At 68.7% G+C, this 16,175-nt stretch carries 15 protein-coding genes; 6 read left to right on the forward strand and 9 right to left on the reverse strand.

Annotated features, from left to right (window positions below):
- Positions 1-63: 63 nt before the first annotated feature.
- Positions 64-528, forward strand: coding sequence for a thioredoxin domain-containing protein (locus AB0L57_RS09690; RefSeq protein ID WP_364959533.1), 465 nt, complete (start codon positions 64-66; stop codon positions 526-528).
- A 10-nt stretch (positions 529-538) separates the two neighbouring features.
- Here AB0L57_RS09690 and AB0L57_RS09695 read toward each other — a convergent pair whose 3' ends face one another.
- The 5 genes from AB0L57_RS09695 to AB0L57_RS09715 all read right to left on the reverse strand — a co-directional run bounded on the left by AB0L57_RS09695 (position 539) and on the right by AB0L57_RS09715 (position 6,038).
- A complete protein-coding gene (locus AB0L57_RS09695) occupies positions 539-766 on the reverse strand; it encodes a cold shock domain-containing protein (RefSeq protein ID WP_364959535.1) in 228 nt (75 codons plus the stop codon).
- Positions 767-778: 12 nt separating this feature from the next.
- Positions 779-1,378 (reverse strand): isochorismatase family protein, encoded by a 600-nt coding sequence (locus AB0L57_RS09700; RefSeq protein WP_364959537.1) that lies wholly within the window; start codon positions 1,376-1,378, stop codon positions 779-781.
- Between the two features lie 91 nt (positions 1,379-1,469).
- Positions 1,470-2,453 carry a DJ-1/PfpI family protein gene (locus tag AB0L57_RS09705; RefSeq protein ID WP_364959539.1) on the reverse strand — a complete coding sequence of 328 codons (984 nt, stop codon included), beginning with the start codon at positions 2,451-2,453 and terminating at the stop codon, positions 1,470-1,472.
- Between the two features lie 143 nt (positions 2,454-2,596).
- Positions 2,597-3,544, reverse strand: a complete 948-nt coding sequence (locus tag AB0L57_RS09710; protein ID WP_364959541.1) for a tyrosine-protein phosphatase — start codon at positions 3,542-3,544, stop codon at positions 2,597-2,599.
- A gap of 88 nt (positions 3,545-3,632) precedes the next feature.
- Complete coding sequence (locus AB0L57_RS09715; RefSeq protein ID WP_364959543.1) at positions 3,633-6,038, reverse strand: PEP-utilizing enzyme; 2,406 nt, start codon at positions 6,036-6,038, stop codon at positions 3,633-3,635.
- Positions 6,039-6,744: 706 nt separating this feature from the next.
- On the opposite strand from AB0L57_RS09715, the gene hsaA reads away from it, so the two are divergent.
- Both hsaA and AB0L57_RS09725 read left to right on the forward strand, forming a co-directional pair.
- Positions 6,745-7,908, forward strand: a complete 1,164-nt coding sequence (gene hsaA, locus AB0L57_RS09720; RefSeq protein ID WP_364959545.1) for a 3-hydroxy-9,10-secoandrosta-1,3,5(10)-triene-9,17-dione monooxygenase oxygenase subunit — start codon at positions 6,745-6,747, stop codon at positions 7,906-7,908.
- Positions 7,908-8,762 (forward strand): alpha/beta fold hydrolase, encoded by an 855-nt coding sequence (locus tag AB0L57_RS09725; protein ID WP_364959547.1) that lies wholly within the window; start codon positions 7,908-7,910, stop codon positions 8,760-8,762. Before hsaA ends, AB0L57_RS09725 begins: the two co-directional genes overlap by 1 nt.
- Positions 8,763-8,834: 72 nt before the next feature.
- Here AB0L57_RS09725 and AB0L57_RS09730 read toward each other — a convergent pair whose 3' ends face one another.
- Entirely contained in the window at positions 8,835-11,105 is a 2,271-nt protein-coding gene (locus AB0L57_RS09730) for a LuxR C-terminal-related transcriptional regulator (RefSeq protein ID WP_364959549.1), read from the reverse strand.
- 170 nt (positions 11,106-11,275) lie between these two features.
- Here AB0L57_RS09730 and AB0L57_RS09735 point away from each other — a divergent pair, with 170 nt between their 5' ends.
- Positions 11,276-12,187: an LLM class F420-dependent oxidoreductase gene (locus AB0L57_RS09735; protein WP_364959551.1), complete on the forward strand. Its 912-nt coding sequence runs from the start codon at positions 11,276-11,278 to the stop codon at positions 12,185-12,187.
- Between the two features lie 9 nt (positions 12,188-12,196).
- Positions 12,197-12,607 (forward strand): hypothetical protein, encoded by a 411-nt coding sequence (locus AB0L57_RS09740; protein WP_364959553.1) that lies wholly within the window; start codon positions 12,197-12,199, stop codon positions 12,605-12,607.
- Between the two features lies 1 nt (position 12,608).
- Here the strand turns inward: AB0L57_RS09740 and AB0L57_RS09745 are convergent, their stop codons facing one another.
- A complete protein-coding gene (locus AB0L57_RS09745) occupies positions 12,609-13,850 on the reverse strand; it encodes a bifunctional 3,4-dihydroxy-2-butanone-4-phosphate synthase/GTP cyclohydrolase II (RefSeq protein ID WP_364959555.1) in 1,242 nt (413 codons plus the stop codon).
- Between the two features lie 149 nt (positions 13,851-13,999).
- Here AB0L57_RS09745 and AB0L57_RS09750 point away from each other — a divergent pair, with 149 nt between their 5' ends.
- Positions 14,000-14,662 (forward strand): class I SAM-dependent methyltransferase, encoded by a 663-nt coding sequence (locus AB0L57_RS09750; RefSeq protein WP_364959557.1) that lies wholly within the window; start codon positions 14,000-14,002, stop codon positions 14,660-14,662.
- Between the two features lie 3 nt (positions 14,663-14,665).
- Here the strand turns inward: AB0L57_RS09750 and AB0L57_RS09755 are convergent, their stop codons facing one another.
- Positions 14,666-15,292, reverse strand: a complete 627-nt coding sequence (locus tag AB0L57_RS09755) for a helix-turn-helix transcriptional regulator (protein WP_364959558.1) — start codon at positions 15,290-15,292, stop codon at positions 14,666-14,668.
- Between the two features lie 38 nt (positions 15,293-15,330).
- Complete coding sequence (locus AB0L57_RS09760) at positions 15,331-16,170, reverse strand: IclR family transcriptional regulator (protein WP_364959560.1); 840 nt, start codon at positions 16,168-16,170, stop codon at positions 15,331-15,333.
- Positions 16,171-16,175: the final 5 nt, after the last annotated feature.

Raw genomic sequence — 16,175 nt, forward strand, 5'->3', positions numbered from 1 at the left:
GCCGCTACCGGGGATCCGTGACAGAATTCGGGCAGCGACAATGGCCGACGCCGGGAGGACCAGATGCCGACTCAGCCGCTGACCCAGCACAGCTTCGACACCGCGATCTCGAATCACGCCATCGTGCTCGTCGACTTCTGGGCATCCTGGTGCGGATGGTGTACCCGGTTCGCGCCGATCTTCGCCGATTCCGCGGCTGCCCATCCCGAGATCCTGCACGCCACGGTCGACACCGAGGCCGAGCCCGCGATCACCGCCGCCGCGCAGGTCAGCAGCCTGCCGACGCTGCTCGGTTTCCGGGAGGGTGTGCTGGTCTACTCCAACCCCGGTTTCCAGACCGCCGCCCAGCTCGAGGAAGTGGTTCAGCAGATCCGCTGGCTGGACATGGACGAGGTCCGCCGCGAGCTGGGCGGGCAGGGGCCGTCCGGGGCACCGGCACAACCCGCGCCCGCCGGTCCCGAGCCGGCGCGCGCCGGACTGGCCCCGGGCCGGGCCGACTACGGCTGGCCCGGACTCGGCGGGCGGTGAATTTCCGGTATCAGGTCGCGTCGATCCGCCGGACGCGAGTGGCACGGAACCGGAAACTGTCCTGGTGTGCCGCCTCGTATTCGAACTCCACCCGCTCGCCTTCGACCAGTGCGCGAAACCCTTCCCCTTCGATCGCGCTGTAGTGCACCCAGGCATCACGGCCGTCGGGCAGTTCGGCGCAGCTGATGGCGCCCCAGCCCTTGTCGGCGCGGAAGAATTTCACGATGCCTGTCGCCATCGAATCATTGTGTCAGGCGAGGTCCGCCACGGTCGGAACGACGATTCCGAACAGGTCACCGACGGTGGTCAGGGCGGCGGTGTGCAAGGCGGCCGCCGACAGTGGCGTACCGTCGGGAGCGGCCAGGTCGCGGGTGGCGCAGGCCTCGGCGACGACGGTGGGACGGTAGCCCCGGTTGAACGCGCCCTGTGCGGTGAACATGACGCACATGTGGGTCATGAATCCGGCGAGTACCAGATCGGGTCCGGCCGTCGTGCGCAGTAGTGTCTCGTGCAGCTCGGTCTCGTGGAACGCGTCGGGAAAGTGCTTGACCACCAACGGTTCTCCATCGAGGGGCGCGAGCTCGGCGACCGTCGCCCCGATGTCGGACCGGATGTCGTAGGGCGTGCCCGGGCCACCGTCGTTGACGATGTGCACGATCGGACGTCGCAACGCCCGGGCCGCCGACAGGAGACGAGCACCGGCCGCGAGCGCCGCATCGGCCTGGGGCAGGGCCATGACACCTTCGCGGTAGGTGTTCTGAAAATCGATCATGACGAGGGTGGCGTCCGCGAGGCTCGGACGCCGGTCGTCGAGGCCGGAGACCTGGCGCAGGGGGATGGAGACGGTCATTGCTGCCTTCTTTCTCGTGGGTCGAAATCTTTTCGGGCACGGCAGATCCGCGCGTGCGGGGCACGCGTAGGGATGGTTGTCGGCTGTGCGGTCAGGCCGTCGTGCGGAACCGACGGCGATAGGCGCCCGGGCCGGTGCCCAGTCGGCGCAGGAATGCGCGGTGCAGGGTCTCCACCGAACCCAGTCCGGCGCCGTGTGCGACCTGCCGCAGCGGCAGATCGCTGGTTTCGAGCAGCCTGCGGGCTACCTCGACTCGTGCGGCCTCGACATAGGCGGCCACCGTGAGACCCATCTCCTGCCGGAAGACGCGGGAGAAATGCCTTTCGCTCAGGCACATTCGACTCGCCAGTGCGGCGGCCGACAGATCGGCGTCGAGATTCTCCGCGATGTACGCGCGCAGCTCATCGATATCGCGCCGGACCGGGGCCGGACGGCTCAAGGGAACACTGAACTGGCTCTGACCGCCCTGGCGGCGCAGGTAGACGACCAATTGCCGGGCCACCGCCAGCGCCAGCTCCTCGCCGTGGTCATCGGCGACCAGGGCCATCGCGAGATCCAGGCAGGCGCTGATGCCCGCGCCGGTCCACACCCGGCCCGAGCGCAGGAAGATCGGGTCCGGATCCACCCGGACCCGCGGATGCTCGGTGGCCAGTTGTCCGGCTGTCGACCAGTGCGTGGTGGCAGTTTTCCCATCCAGCAATCCGGCGGCGGCCAGCAGATGCGCACCCACACAGACCGATGCGATCCGCCCGGCGTGCGGTGCCGCCGCGCGCAGCCACCGCACGACATCGTCGTCGATCCGTGCGGTGGGACCCGACGGCGACATGTCCACCGCGCCCGGCACGATCAGGGTGTCGATCGCGGTGCCGACCTGGTCGAAGGTCAGGTCGGTGAGCACTCGCACTCCCGCCGAGGTCCGCACCGCGCCCGTATCCGGCCCGGCCAGCAACACCTCGTACGATGCGCTCGGCCCGCCCTCCCGGTTGGCCAGTGCGAACACTTCCGCCGGGCCGGTGACATCGAGCAGATCCACGTCCGGAAAGGTCGCGATGACCACACGATGCTTCGATGTCATGGGTACATCCTGCGGGCTGTCCGGCATGGCCGCAACGACGGATAACTGTCGGATCCGGACATGCCCTGTTCCCGGAACGCTCCCGCCCGGCAATCGCCCGGCGATTCGAACGGAGGTGAGACCTCGCGCCGCGCCGGTGATCGTCAGTTGCCGGGCTTGTCCAGCAACTTGGCCTTCAGCGCATCGACCGTCGCGGAATCGATGCCCAGACCGTCGGACAGGAACCGGTCGACCGAGCCGTAGGACTGACGCGCCTGATCGAAGGAGGCGTCGAGGTAGTCGGCCCGCACGCCGAGAATCGGGTCGAACAGCGACGGATCGGTCACCAGTCCGCGCTGCACCAGCGCATCCATCTGGGCCTTGTTGCTCGCTGCCAGATAGTCGTTGGAGGCCAGATAATCCTTGTAGATCTGGCCCTTCGGCACACCCAGCGCCGACATCAGGATCGCGGTCATCCAGCCGGTCCGGTCCTTACCGGAGGTGCAGTGATAGAGGACGGCATCGGGGGAGGCCGCGATATCCCTCAGTGCCGCGGCGAATTGTGCCCGAGCGTTCGCATCGGTCACCAGCCAGCGGTAGTAGTCGCGCATGATCTGCGCGCCCTGGCCGTTGCCCAGCTTCTCCTGCTGCACCTGCGGTCCGCCCGCGATGGTGCTCGACACCATCAGATAGAAGTCGTTCGCCGGATCCCAGATCGACTGGGCGCTGTAGGGAATCGCCGGCGGCAGCTGATCCGGGGAGGCCTTCATCTCGTTCGGACTGCGGAAGTCGATGATCTTGCCGATCCGCAGCGACGCCAGCTTCTGCTGATCGGCGGGGCTGAGCCGGTTCAGCGCGTCGGAGCGATAGACCAGGCCGTAGCGGATCTTCCCGCCACCGCGCTGGGTCGGATAGCCGCCGATATCGCGTGCGTTCGGTGCCGAAATACTCAGGGACTGTTGCTGGTTCGCGGGCGCGGTGTGCGCGGGCGGTACCGCGAACGCGGGCATGGTCGCGGTGGGCACGACGGCGATGAACGCGGCCGCCAGACCTACCAGCGAACCCCGCAGGACCCGCGAAACCGGCCTGCGGACGGGAGACGAAATCGGCACGGGTGGTGTTCCTTTCCTCGGTGCCCGCCGGTCGGGCGGGCGCACGACACACCGCGGGCGGATGCCGCGGGGTGTGATCGGGGAGCCGTCAGTGATCGGCGTCGGCGAGCAGGGTGACGGTGCCGGCGGCGCCGTCGACCCGGACCCGCTGGCCATCCGACAGACCGGTGCTGGCGGTCTTGGTATCCACCACGCACGGAATTCCGAACTCGCGAGCCACGATTGCCGCATGCGAGGCCGAACCGCCGATATCGGTGATCACGGCCGCGGCATAGGCGAACATCGCGGTGTGCCCGGTATCGGTGACCGAGGCGACCAGAATGTCGCCCGGCTCGAGGTCGTCATCGGAGTTCAGGACCAGTTTCACCGTTCCCTCGACGACGCCGGAGCTGACGCCCGTTCCGGTCAGGCTCGCGCCGACCTCCAGGGCGCCCACGGCGGGTTCCGGCTGCCAGCGTCCCACCACCAGATCCGGCATCCGCACGTCCTGCAGGCGGACCCGCTCGGCACGGCGCCGAGCTACCTTGTCGATGAGATCATCGGGTGCCCACAGCAATTCGTCGAGGGTGCAGAACCAGGCGTCGTCCACATTGTTGAGCCGATGCCGCTCCACCAGCCGAGCGGCCAGTTCCCGGGCCGCCATGCGCAGGCAGTTCGTATACCGCACCACCGCATCGCGCACGCGTTCTCGCGACACCGTCGCGCCCACCGCCATCCGGCCGGTCCGCGAATCCGGTTCTGCGACCGGGGCACGCTGCGGCGCAGGTAGTTCCGCGGCGCGGGCGGCGGCGGTGACCAGCAGTTCGGGACGGTCGCCGAAGGTGGGATTGAGGAATTCGCATTCACCCGGACCACGATGGCCGATCGTCGCGAGTTCGCGATCGAGCGCGGCGGCGAAGTCCGGTGAGAGTTCGCGCGCGGCCGCCACATCCGCGGCGCGGGCCGCCTCGTGCAGTCGTGGGTCGGTGCGGCAGATCGCCGCCAGCCGTTCCACCGCGAGCATGGGCCGTGCCGATTCGAGCCGGTTCACATCGATGGGCACCTCGGCATCACCGGCGCCGCGCGCGTGCATCGCGGTGGCGGCACCGACCAGCATGACGCCGATCGAGGCCGCGGCCCAGGACTGGTTGAGCCGGTCCCGCCACAACAGCGCGCGGGCATGCAGTCGGGCATCGGAGAGTGTATGAATCTCCTCGCGGTGCAACGCCTCTCGATGCGAGGCGGCGTTGATGGATTCGGTGGTGTCGCGGAAGCGGAGCGCGGTCGCGAGGACCCGCCCGGTCGCCTTCGCGGTGCCGAGCGTGCTGCCGAGCCCGGTCGGCATCGGCGGGCGGCCCTGAGGCTGCAGCGCGACCTCCGGCGGGATCGCGCCGTACACATCGCGGCGGATACTGCCCTCGTCCCAGCCCGGCATGTTGTCGGCGGCCAGCACGCCGATCGAGGCATTGATGAAGATGTGATGGCCCAGCACCGAGGTGACCCGGCTGGTCCAGTGCTCCAGCGCGATGCCCTCGAGCGCGATCATCCGGCCCATGGCCGCATTGGCCAGCCGGATCGCACCCGCCTGCAGGTCGATGGTGAGCGGGCTCATCGGGCCGGGCAGCGCCTCGGAGGTGTTGGTCGCGGTGTGCACCGGAATGCGGGGATCGACTCGATCGTCGAATTCGCCTTCCAGTCCGTCCGGGGCGGCGACCTCGAGGGGGTGGCCGTCGGAGGTCCGGGCACGCGACGGGATCACGTGGTCGGTCAACGGGATTGCGCCGCGCCGGGCGCGGAAGCCGTCGCCGTGCGGTTCGCGCCCGGTCAATCCGCGCGCGATGTCGTCGACCACCTCGTCCGCGGTCCAGCCGTACTCGAAGCCCCAATCCTGCGGTGTCGCAGGCAATTCGATGTATGCACCGCCGGAACGCCGGGTACGCGGCAGTCGCACACCGGCCGCGCGCAACCGCGCCCGCACCTGCGCCCCGGTGATCTCCCCGGGCGCGACGAGATCGACCGATCCGGTGCGATCCGACAGTGTCGCGAGTACCAGGAAGCGCTCCACGTCATCGGTGTGCACGAGCGCCACCCGCTGAGAATCGTCCGCTCCGAGCAACGTTCGCAGCACGGTCGCGCTGCCGGCCTCGGTACGACGTCCGGTCGCCGGCGCGGTGCGAACGAGCAGCGATGAACCCCCGGCGGTGTCCAGCGCCCGTCCTGCCGCCGGCGCGTTCGCGGCCGAAACCGGCGTCACCAGCCGGACCCCGGCCTCGCGAGCGGTGGTCGCGAGCGCCGCAATCGGCTCGTCGCCCAGTGCCAGTACTACCGAACATCCGTGCAGCGCAGCGCGATACGCCGCATCGTCGGAGGGCTCGGCGATCCGTATGTCGACCCGAGGATCCACATACCGATGCTGAACCCGATCCAGCCCGGCAACCTCGTGTCCCGCCGCCAACAGCATGCGGGCAACAGCCCGTCCGCTGGGTGTGGTGACCCCGGTGATCAGAACCCGCATCGACTCGTTCCTCCTAGACCGCCGCCACCCTGGACGTGACGCCGTTCACACACGATGACGAGTCGAGCTCGCAGCCCCCAGGAATAGTCTCGGTCACCGGGAAGACCACCCCACTCAACGGTCGTCGCGAACAGCAGGCGGTGCCGAAACAAGCGAGAAAGCCTGCTGTACAGCTGTTTTCCGAACGCCGACCGATCCACGAGGAAAGCGATTCGGACACAAGGCCGCGCCGCGCCACCGATCCGAAGCGTTCTCCCGAGACGCTCCACCGGACTCACCCCCGAGGCCGGCATTTCCGAGAGGGTTCTACCTGGGCGGTTTCGGCCCGCCTGGATTGTGGAGCGACAGGGGAGGAAGCGCAGGACTGACCGGATCAGTGAAAACCGAGCCCCAGAGCGCCGAACACCGTCCTCCTCGATGACCATCGGAAGTACACCCACAAGGTAAGCGTTTCCGAGAAGTAGACCCGGGCGGGTTTCGGCCCGCCTCGATTCTGGACTGCCGGAGCGGGGGAGCGAAGCGGAGGAGCGGAGAAGGGAAGAATCGAGGCCCAGAGGGCCGAAACCCCGCCGAAGCGAAGCGAAGGCCAAAGATACAGTTCCGATCATCGGGACTGGTCCCTGCCTGCTCCCACCTCCCGGCCGTAGCGTCGAAGTATCCCTCAATCAGGGCCCGGAGCAGCGCAGATGCAGGAGGAACACCGGCTATGACGGACAAGGTGATCGACCGGGTGCGGGATCTGCTCCCGGCGATCGGTGAGCGAGCGGTGGCGGCCGAACAGGCGCGGCGGGTTCCGGAGGAGTCGATCCGGGATTTGACGGCCGCGGGGGTGTTCCGGATGTTGCAGCCGAGTCGGTTCGGTGGTGCCGAGGATTCCCCGGTCGCGTTCTACGAGGTGATCCGCGCGATCGCGTCGGTGTGCCCGTCGACCGCCTGGGTGTCGTCGGTGCTCGGTGCGCATCCCTGGCAGTTGGCCCTGTTCGATCCGCGCGCCCAGGACGATGTGTGGGGCACCGACCCCGATACGCTGGTGTCGTCGTCGTATGCGCCGACCGGCAAGCTCACCCCGGTCGAGGGCGGTTACGAGATGTCGGGGCGGTGGAGCTTCTCCTCCGGATGCGATCACGCCGGCTGGGCGTTCCTGGGCGCCGTGGTGCCGAACGACCAGGGGGGAGCGGACTATCTGACCGTGCTGGTTCCGCGCACCGATTACCGCATCGAGGATGTGTGGCAGGTGTCGGGTCTGTCGGGGACGGGCAGTAACGACATCATCGTCGAGAAGGCGTTCGTCCCGGCTCATCGCGTGTACAGCGCCGCCGATCAGTCGGCTCTGGTCGGTCCGGGTCAGGAGCTCAATTCCGCACCGCTGTACCGGATCTCGTTCGCTAGCGTGTTCTCCAACACCATCACCGCGCCCATCATCGGCGCCGCCCAGGGGGCGTACGAGGCCCATCTGCGGCGGCAGCGCGAACGCGTCCGGTTGTCCTACGGCGGGCAGAAGGTGGCCGACGACCCGTTCGCGCAGGTGCGTATCGCGCGGGCGGCCTCCGAGATCGACGCGGCGATCCTGCAGCAGGAGCACAACATCTCCGAGCAGCTTCGCCATGCCGAAGCGGGCGAGGAGATTCCGTCCGAGCTGCGGCTGCGGACCCGCCGCGATCAGGTGCGTGGTACCGAGCGCGCCATCTACGCCATCGATCTGCTGGTCGAGAACTCCGGTGGCCATTCCATCCGGAAACCCGGTGTGATCGAACGCAATTGGCGTGATGCGCACGCCGGTAACGCGCATGTGATCAACGACGTGGAGCGGGCGCTGGCCATGTACGGTCAGGGTGAAATGGGCGTCGAGGTCACAGAACGGATGGTCTGATGGGTTTCACTGCCGAGGGCACGTCGAAGACGGTCACGGTCGAGGGGCTCGAGCTGCGTTACCACGAGGCGGGTTCGGGACCGGTGCTGGTGCTGTTGCACGGCTCCGGCGCCGGCGTGTCGGGGTGGGCCAATTTCGGCGGTAATCTCGACACTCTCGCTCAGCATTTCCGTTGTCTGATCCTCGATCAGCCGGGTTTCGGCGCGAGTGCGCGGCCGGAGGTCTACGACCGCAACTATCTGCGGATCGCCGTCGACGCGGTGCTCGGCCTGATGGACGCGCTGGGTGTGGCCAAGGCGCATCTGCTGGGCAATTCGATGGGTGGTGCGGTGGCGGCCCTGCTGGCCGCCGAACATCGCGACCGTGCCGACCGTCTGGTGCTGATGGCTCCGGGTGGTGTGGGTGTGAACGTTCTGGGTCCGGAACCGTCGGAGGGGATCCGGCGGCTGCTGGACTTCAATGCCGACCCCACTGCCGAACGCGCGGTCGACTGGTTGAAGACGATGGTCTTCGATCAGGCGGTACTCACCGAGGAGTTGATCGCGGCGCGCACAGCGGCGGCCTCGGATCCGCGCCAGACCAAGGCGCTCGCCGACGCGTACGCGACCTTCTACGATCCGGCCTTCGCCGATCCGGTACCGCTGTGGGCCCGATTGCGCGGTATCGGGCACGAGGTGCTGATGCTGTGGGGCCGTGACGATCGGGTCACCCCGGTGGAGGGGGCGCTGCTGCCCGCCCGGCAGTTGCCGCGGGCCGATCTGCGCATCTTCTCCCGCTGCGGGCACTGGGTACAGGTGGAGCGCAAGGACGCCTTCGAACGGGCGGTCGTGGACTTCCTCGAGAACGGGTTGTAAACCGGCGCAGATATTCTCGACTGTCGTCGCCCGGCCGTCACATTCGATTCGGATGTGGCGGCCGGACCGCGTCTACAGCCGCTGATCGTGCACCCAGGCCGCGATCTGGGTGCGTGAGGTGAAGCCCAGTTTGGTGAGGATGTGCTCGACATGGGTTTCGGCGGTGCGCACCGAGATCACCAGATCGGCCGCGATGCTTTTGTTGCTGTGACCGGCTGCCACCAGGCGGGCGACATCGGTTTCGCGGCGGGTGAGCGGCGACGGTGCGGTGGGTGCGTCCCGGTCCGGGGCAGCCGGTGTCTCGGTGGCGGGCGCCCGGCGCAGGGCGAAATCGATCGCCGCGTCCAGTGTCATGGCGGCGCCGGCTTCGTAGGCGGTACGGAAACCGCTGTCGCCCAGTGCGTCACGCACTCCTTCGCCCACCTTCTCGCCGACCGCGCTGGTGATCACGTGGGCCAGCCGCACCGTGCTGCGCTGCAGGGATTCCGCCGCGCCCATCAGCCGCGCCGCTCGTTCCATATCGTCGCGCACGGCCGCCGACCACGCCATGCCGTCGAATGCCGATGCCAGCCATACGCATCGGTCGAACTGCGCGAATTCCTCGATGGCGCGACCGAGATGCTCGTCGGCGGCCTCCTGATCACCGAGCCGCCAGCTGTCGATGCCGAGTGTCCACAGCGCCAGCCCGCCGAGCATATGCGGTCCGTAGCGCTGGGTCAGGGCATGGAATTCCGCGGCGATCCCGCTGGAACGCGGTTCTTCGAGCAGCGTAGCGCAGACGAAACCGAAAGCGAGACTGTCCATTTCGGTGGCGTGATGGTTCCGCTCGCGCGCCATCCGCGCGGCCTGTTCGGCACGCCGCAGCGCCTCGGCGGTATCGGCGTCGTTGAAGGCGATCAGGGCGGCGTCCAGTTCTGCCTCGGCGAGGATGTCCCCGGCACCCAGATCGGTGGCCAGCGTGACGCATTCGGCGGTCAGTGCCGCGGCCGAACCCCGGTCCGAGAGCAGGGCCGCCAGTGAGGCCGCCGACGACAGCGCCCGGGCCCGCTCCCAGGTGGGGTCCGGATTGCGGGCCAGTGCGTCGGTCAGCCACCGCAGTCCCTCCGACAGGAAGCGGTAGTGCTCCCAGAACGGGCGTAGAACGGTCGCGGTCTCGAGGGCGAGCTGGGGTGCGTCGGTGAGTGAGAACTGCAGTGAAGAGCGAAGATTGGCGTGCTCGCGATCCAGTTCGCGGAACCAGTCCAGATCGTCGGAACTCCAGTACGCGCTCTGCCCGCGCAGCGCGAGTCCGCGATAGTGATCGCGGTGCCGAGCCCGGACCCGGCGTTCCTCGCCGCCTGCGACGAGCCGGTCGTGACCGAACTGCCGGATCGGTTCCAGCATCGAATAGCGCGGCGCGGCGGCGTCGTAGCGCAGCCACAGCACCGATTTGTCGACCAGCCCCGCGAGCGCGTCGAGCAATCCCTGCGGGGCGGGGGTGAGTACGCAGACCGCCTCGGCGGCCTCGATGTCGAAACCGCCGGTGAAGACCGACAGTTGTTGCCACAGTTGCTGTTCGGTGGGTGTGCACAGTTCGTAGCTCCACCGGATGGCACCCTCGATGGTCTGCTGCCGGTGCGGTGCGGTGCGTGGTCCGGCGCTGAGCAGTTCCATGGTGTCGTCGAGCCGGTCGCGGATCTGCTCGGGGGTGAACATGCGCAACCGCAGCGCGGCCAGTTCCAGTGCCAGGGGAATACCGTCCAGGCGGCGGCAGATCGCGGCGAGGGCCTCACGGTTGGCGCGAGTCGAGGCGAATTCGGGATTGGCCGCGGTGGCCCGCTCGATCAGCAGCCGCAGGGCGTCGCTGTCGCCGTCGCCGATCGACAGCGGGGGAATCGGCATCACCTGCTCACCGGGAACCCCCAGCACTTCGCGACTGGTGGCCAGCACTCGTACCTCGGTGGTGGCGGCCACGAGGTGGGCGACCAGATCCGCGCAGGCCGCGATGAGATGTTCGCAGTTGTCCAGGATCAGCAGCAGCCGCTTGTCCGCGAGGAATTCGACGAGCGCGCGCAGCGGGGCGGTGGTGTCGTCGCGCAGATTCAGCGCCTCGGCCACCGCGAGGGTGACGAGATCAGGGTCGTGCACATCGGCCAGTTCGACGAGCCATACGCCGTCGGGAAAGGCGCGCGCCATCGCCACGCCGACCTGCCGGGACAACCGCGTCTTGCCGACCCCGCCCGGGCCGAGCAGGGTCAGCACGCGGGTCGTGGGCAGCAACCGTCTGGCGGTTGCCAGCTCGTCGCGGCGGCCGACGAAACTGGTGACCTCGGCGGGAAGATTCCCGGTGACACGCCGCGCCATGATCGCCAACCCTATCCTGCCGGGCCCGGTCGCGGACCACATCGGCGATGCCGGGACCGAGCGTTCGCCGGGGCCGTGAGCGGGAATAGTCTGAGGGAGCGACACGCTGTCTGCTCGGCGGTCCGCCGGGACCGCGAACCCAGGTATCCGTCGAAACCAGGAGGCTCGAAGTGCGGATCGGCATCATGCTCAGCGAACAGACCGGACCGGATGCGCTGGTGCGCATGACCGACGAATTGCGGCAGATCGCCGACGAGGGGTTCGAGTCGGCGTGGCTGTCGCACATCTTCGGTGTCGACGCCCTCACCGCGCTGGCCGTGGCCGGCAGCCAGGTGCCCGGCATCGGCCTGGGCACCGCCGTGGTGCCGACCTATCCGCGTCATCCCGGAGCGCTGGCCCAGCAGGCCGTCACCACCGCGCTGGCCGCGGGCGCCGGCCGGTTGACGCTGGGTATCGGGTTGTCGCATCAGATCGTGATCGAGAACATGTTCGGGTACGACTTCGCCCGCCCGGCCCGGCACATGAAGGAATATCTGTCGATTCTGCAACCGCTGCTCGACGGTGAGGCGGTGTCCTACAACGGTGAGACACTGACCGGAAATCTCGGCCTGACCACAGGTGAGACCGGGCGGATTCCGGTGCTGGTGGCCGCGATGGGGACGCAGATGCTGAAGCTGGCCGCGCGCCGGACCGACGGTACCGTGCTGTGGATGACCGGCCCGGTGACCGTCGCCGAGCACATCGCGCCCACGATCAATGCCGCCGCGGCCGAGGCGGGCCGCCCCGCGCCGCGTGTGGTCTGCGCGCTGCCGGTGCTGGTCACCGACGATGTGGATCGCGGCCGGGAGCGGGCGGCCACGGTCTTCGCGGCCTACGGTTCGCTGCCCTCGTATCGGGCGATGATGGATCGTGAGGGCGCCGAGGGCCCGGCGGATCTGGCCATCATCGGCACCGAGGAGCAGGTCGCCGCGCGGGTCGAGCAGGTGTTCGCCGCGGGCGTGACCGAATTCGTGGCCGCGCCCTTCGTCGGTGGCCAGGCCGGTGAGCGCACCCGCAAGCTGCTGGCCCAGCTCGCGGACTGAGCGCCGGCGATGGCGCGCCGGGCCCGGGTCGAGGATGTGGAGCGGCTGTCGCTGGCCATGCCGCACGTCACCGTCGAACACGGATCGCTGGGCAATCCGATCTATCAGGTCGGCCGCAGATCCTTCGTGTATTTCCGCACCCCGAGCCGGGACGCGGCCGATCCGGTGACCGGCGAGCGGTACCCGGACGTGATCATCTTCTGGGTGCCGTCGCAGTCGGACAAGCTTGCGTTGGTGCAGGATCCGGATTCCCCGTTCTTCACCACACCTCATTTCGACGGGCATCTGTCGGTGCTGTTGCGCGGTACGCGGGTCGCCGAACTCGATGTCGAGGAACTGCGGGAGGTCGTGCAGGACGCGTGGCTCTGCCGTGCCTCACCGGCCCGCGCCCGGCGCTGGCTGGCCGACCATACGCCGTGACTCAATTCGCCGCGACGGAGGCGATGTCGAGGCCGGGCAGCTGGTGGCGCATGCGTTCGCGCTTGGTGCGCAGATAGCGGACGTTGTGCTCGGTCGGGTCGGTCTGCAGCGGGATCCGCCGGGTGACGGCGATGCCGTGTGCCTGCAGGCCGGCCTGCTTGTCCGGGTTGTTGCTCAGCAGCCGTACCGATTCGACACCCAGGTCGGTGAGGATCTGGGCGCCCGCGCCGTAGCGGCGGGCGTCGATCGGCAGTCCGAGGCGCAGATTGGCGTCCACGGTGTCGGCGCCGGCGTCCTGGAGCTCGTAGGCGCGCAGCTTGTTCAGCAGTCCGATACCGCGCCCCTCCTGCCCGCGCAGATATACGACCACACCGCGGCCCTCGGCGGCCACCGCGCGCAGCGCGGCGTCGAGTTGCTCGCCGCAGTCGCAGCGCAGCGACCCGAAGGCGTCGCCGGTGAGGCATTCCGAATGCAGCCGGGCCAGCACATCGGTCCCGGCGGGATCGCCGAAGACCAGGGCGAGATGTTCCACCGGCGGCTGGTCGCCGGAGTCGTCGCGATAACCGAACACCCGGAAGTCGCCGTGGCGCGTGGGCAGCCGGGTCTCCGCGAGGCGGGTGACGGTGTTCTCGCCGAGCTTGCGGTACTCGATCAGATCGGCGATGGACACGATCGGCAGCTCGTGGGCGCGGGCGAAGGCCAGCAGGCGCGGGAGCCGCGCCATCGACCCGTCGTCGTCGACCACCTCGGCGATCACACCCACCGGCCGCAGTCCGGCCGCGCGCAGCAGATCGACGGTGGCCTCGGTGTGGCCGGCGCGACCCAGGACTCCGCGCGGATGGGCACGCAGCGGGAAGACGTGGCCGGGCCGGGTCAGATCGGCCGCGACGGTGCGCGGATCGGCCAGTACCCGCATGGTGCGGGCGCGATCGGCCGCCGAGATACCCGTGGTGATGCCCGCCGCCGCGTCCACCGATACGGTGTAGGCGGTGCCCTTCGGATCCTCGTTGACCGCGGTCATCGGCGGCAGCGCCAGCCGATCGAGATCCGGGCCGGGCATCGGCACACACAGCACGCCGCTGGTGTGGCGAACCACGAACGCGATGGTTTCCGGGGTCGCGTATTCCGCGGCCAGGACCAGGTCACCTTCGTTCTCGCGGTCCTCGTCGTCGACCACGACCACGGGCCGGCCTGCGGACAGAGCGTCGAGCGCGTTCTGGATGGAATCGAGTTCACCGGGCATCGGGCACCTCCTCTATGCCTAATAGAAATATTCCGAAAGGCTCTTCGCCAGGAAGGGTTCCGCTCAGTGAGATTCTGGGTTCGCGAGGCGCGGACCCCTCCGGTAGCGGTTGTTGACCTCGAGTGCGGTTGAGGGTGCACGCTGGTGTCATGACACAGGCCGCAGAGTTCTGGAACACCGTCTACGACAACGACACCGCCCCCTGGGTGATCGGCGAACCGCAGCCCGCGATCGTCGCGCTCGAACGGGAGGGGTGGATCCGGGGCCGGGTGCTCGACATCGGCGCCGGAGCCGGGGAGCACACCATCGCGCTGACCGCGCTCGGCTACGACGTCACCGGTATCGATCTGTCCCCGAGTGCGGTCGAGTACGCGCGCCGCAATGCGGCGGGCAAGGGGGTGCCGGCCGCGCAATTCCGGGTCGCGGATGCGGTCCGGCTGGGTGCGGATGCCGCGGCCGCGGCCGAACTCGGCGTCTTCGACACCATCGTCGACAGTGCCCTGTTCCACATCTTCGGCCAGGACCCGGACAATCGCGCCGGATATGTGCGCGCACTGCACGCGCTGTGCCGGCCCGGCGGCGTGGTGCACGTGCTCGCCCTCTCCGATACCGAACCGGGGTTCGGGCCGCGCATCAGCGATTCGCTCATTCGCGAATCATTCGGGGCGGGCTGGGATCTGGAGGAGCTGCGGCCGTCGCGCTATCTGGGCCGGGCGACCGCGCTGGTGGCCGACAACGTGGCCGGGCTCGATGTATCCGAGGACGGCATCGTCAACGCGGCCGCGTGGCTGGCACGCGTGCGGCGGCAGTGACCGCTACTTCCGTCGGGAGCTGGATTTCGGTGGTGTGAGCGGGGATTCGCGATTGCGCGGCAGCCGGCCGCGCTTGTTCAACGTCTCCAGATCGGTGAGCAGATCCTCGGCCAGTTGCCGTTCCGCCTCGTAATGCCGGATGCACCAGCGCAGGACCGCACTGGGAAAGGCCCAGTCGGGATTGGCATCGGAACCCTCGGCGTCGGCGGCGGCACGGCGGCGCATCTGCTCCGCGTAATCGATGTGCGCGGTGAGGATTTCGCGCAGACGGTCCGGCTCGGCCAGATGGCCGAGCCACGCCCGCAGCAACACACTGTGTTTGAGCACGGGTGCCTCGACCGGGGAGTGATTGACCCAGTGCGCCACCGCGTCCCGGCCGGTCGGTGTGATCGCGTACATCCGCTTTCCGCGGATGCCGTCCTCGGAGGTCACCGTGCGCGAGGTGACGTAACCGTGCTTCTCCAGGCGTTTGAGCTCGGCGTAGATCTGGCTGAACGACGGACTCCAGTAGAAGAACTGCAGACTCCAGTCCGCCCACTTCTTCAGGTCGTAGCCGGACAACTCGTCCGCGTGCGAGAGCATCCCGAGCACGGCCCACGAGGTGGTCGGCAGATCGGTGCCTGATGTCATCGCCGAACTATAGCGCCCAGTCATATGCGGATCCGAAATCAGCGCCAGCGTGAACGATGGGGCAGCAGCGCCCGGCCGGCCTCGTGTACGACCTCGAGAACCACGCGGGCCAGGCGGTCGTAGCTCATCGCATCGGCGCGACCGGACAGCGACAGCGCGGCCGGAGGGGTGCCGCGGCCGCGCAACGGCGCTGCCACACAGGCGATTCCGGCCATGGCCTCCTCCCGGTCGATGGCCACGCCCTGGCGCAGCCGGATCTGGCCGAGTTCACGATGCAGAGCATCGGGGTCGGAGAGGGTGCGCGGGGTCAGCCGGGGCTGGCGAGTGTGGAAGGCGGCCTCGGCGATGGCCGGCTCCAGGGCCGAGAGCATGGCCTTGCCCAGTGCGGTGGCATGTGCGGGCATCCGGCCGCCCAGCCGGGTCGGCAGCGCGGCGGCGAACCGGCCACCGGCTTTGTCCAGATACACCACCTCACGGCCGTCGAGGACCGCCAGGTGGCCCACCATGCCGGTGCGCTGGGACAGTTCGTGCAGCAGCGGACTCACCGCGTCGCGGATCTCGTTGTGATCCGCGGTCAGCCCACCGAGTTCCAGTGTGCGCATACCGAGCCGGTAGCCGCCCGCGGAATGCGCGAGCCAGCGCAGCCGGATCATCTGATCGAGGATGCGGTGCACCGTCGAGCGCGGCAGGCCGGTCCGTTCGACGAGTTCGAGCAGCGTCAGACTCGGTGTCCCGGCGTCGAAGGCGTCGAGGATCAGGGTCATCCGCTCGATCATCGACACCGGTGTCGGGGCGGTGGCCCGATGAGCCGAGGGGTGCGACGCGTGATGCGCGACGGTGGTGGTGCGTTCCGCGGCGGGCAGCACGGTGACGGTCATATGTA

Origin of the sequence: Nocardia sp. NPDC052254, assembly GCF_040679495.1 — a bacterium.
Classification (GTDB): domain Bacteria; phylum Actinomycetota; class Actinomycetes; order Mycobacteriales; family Mycobacteriaceae; genus Nocardia.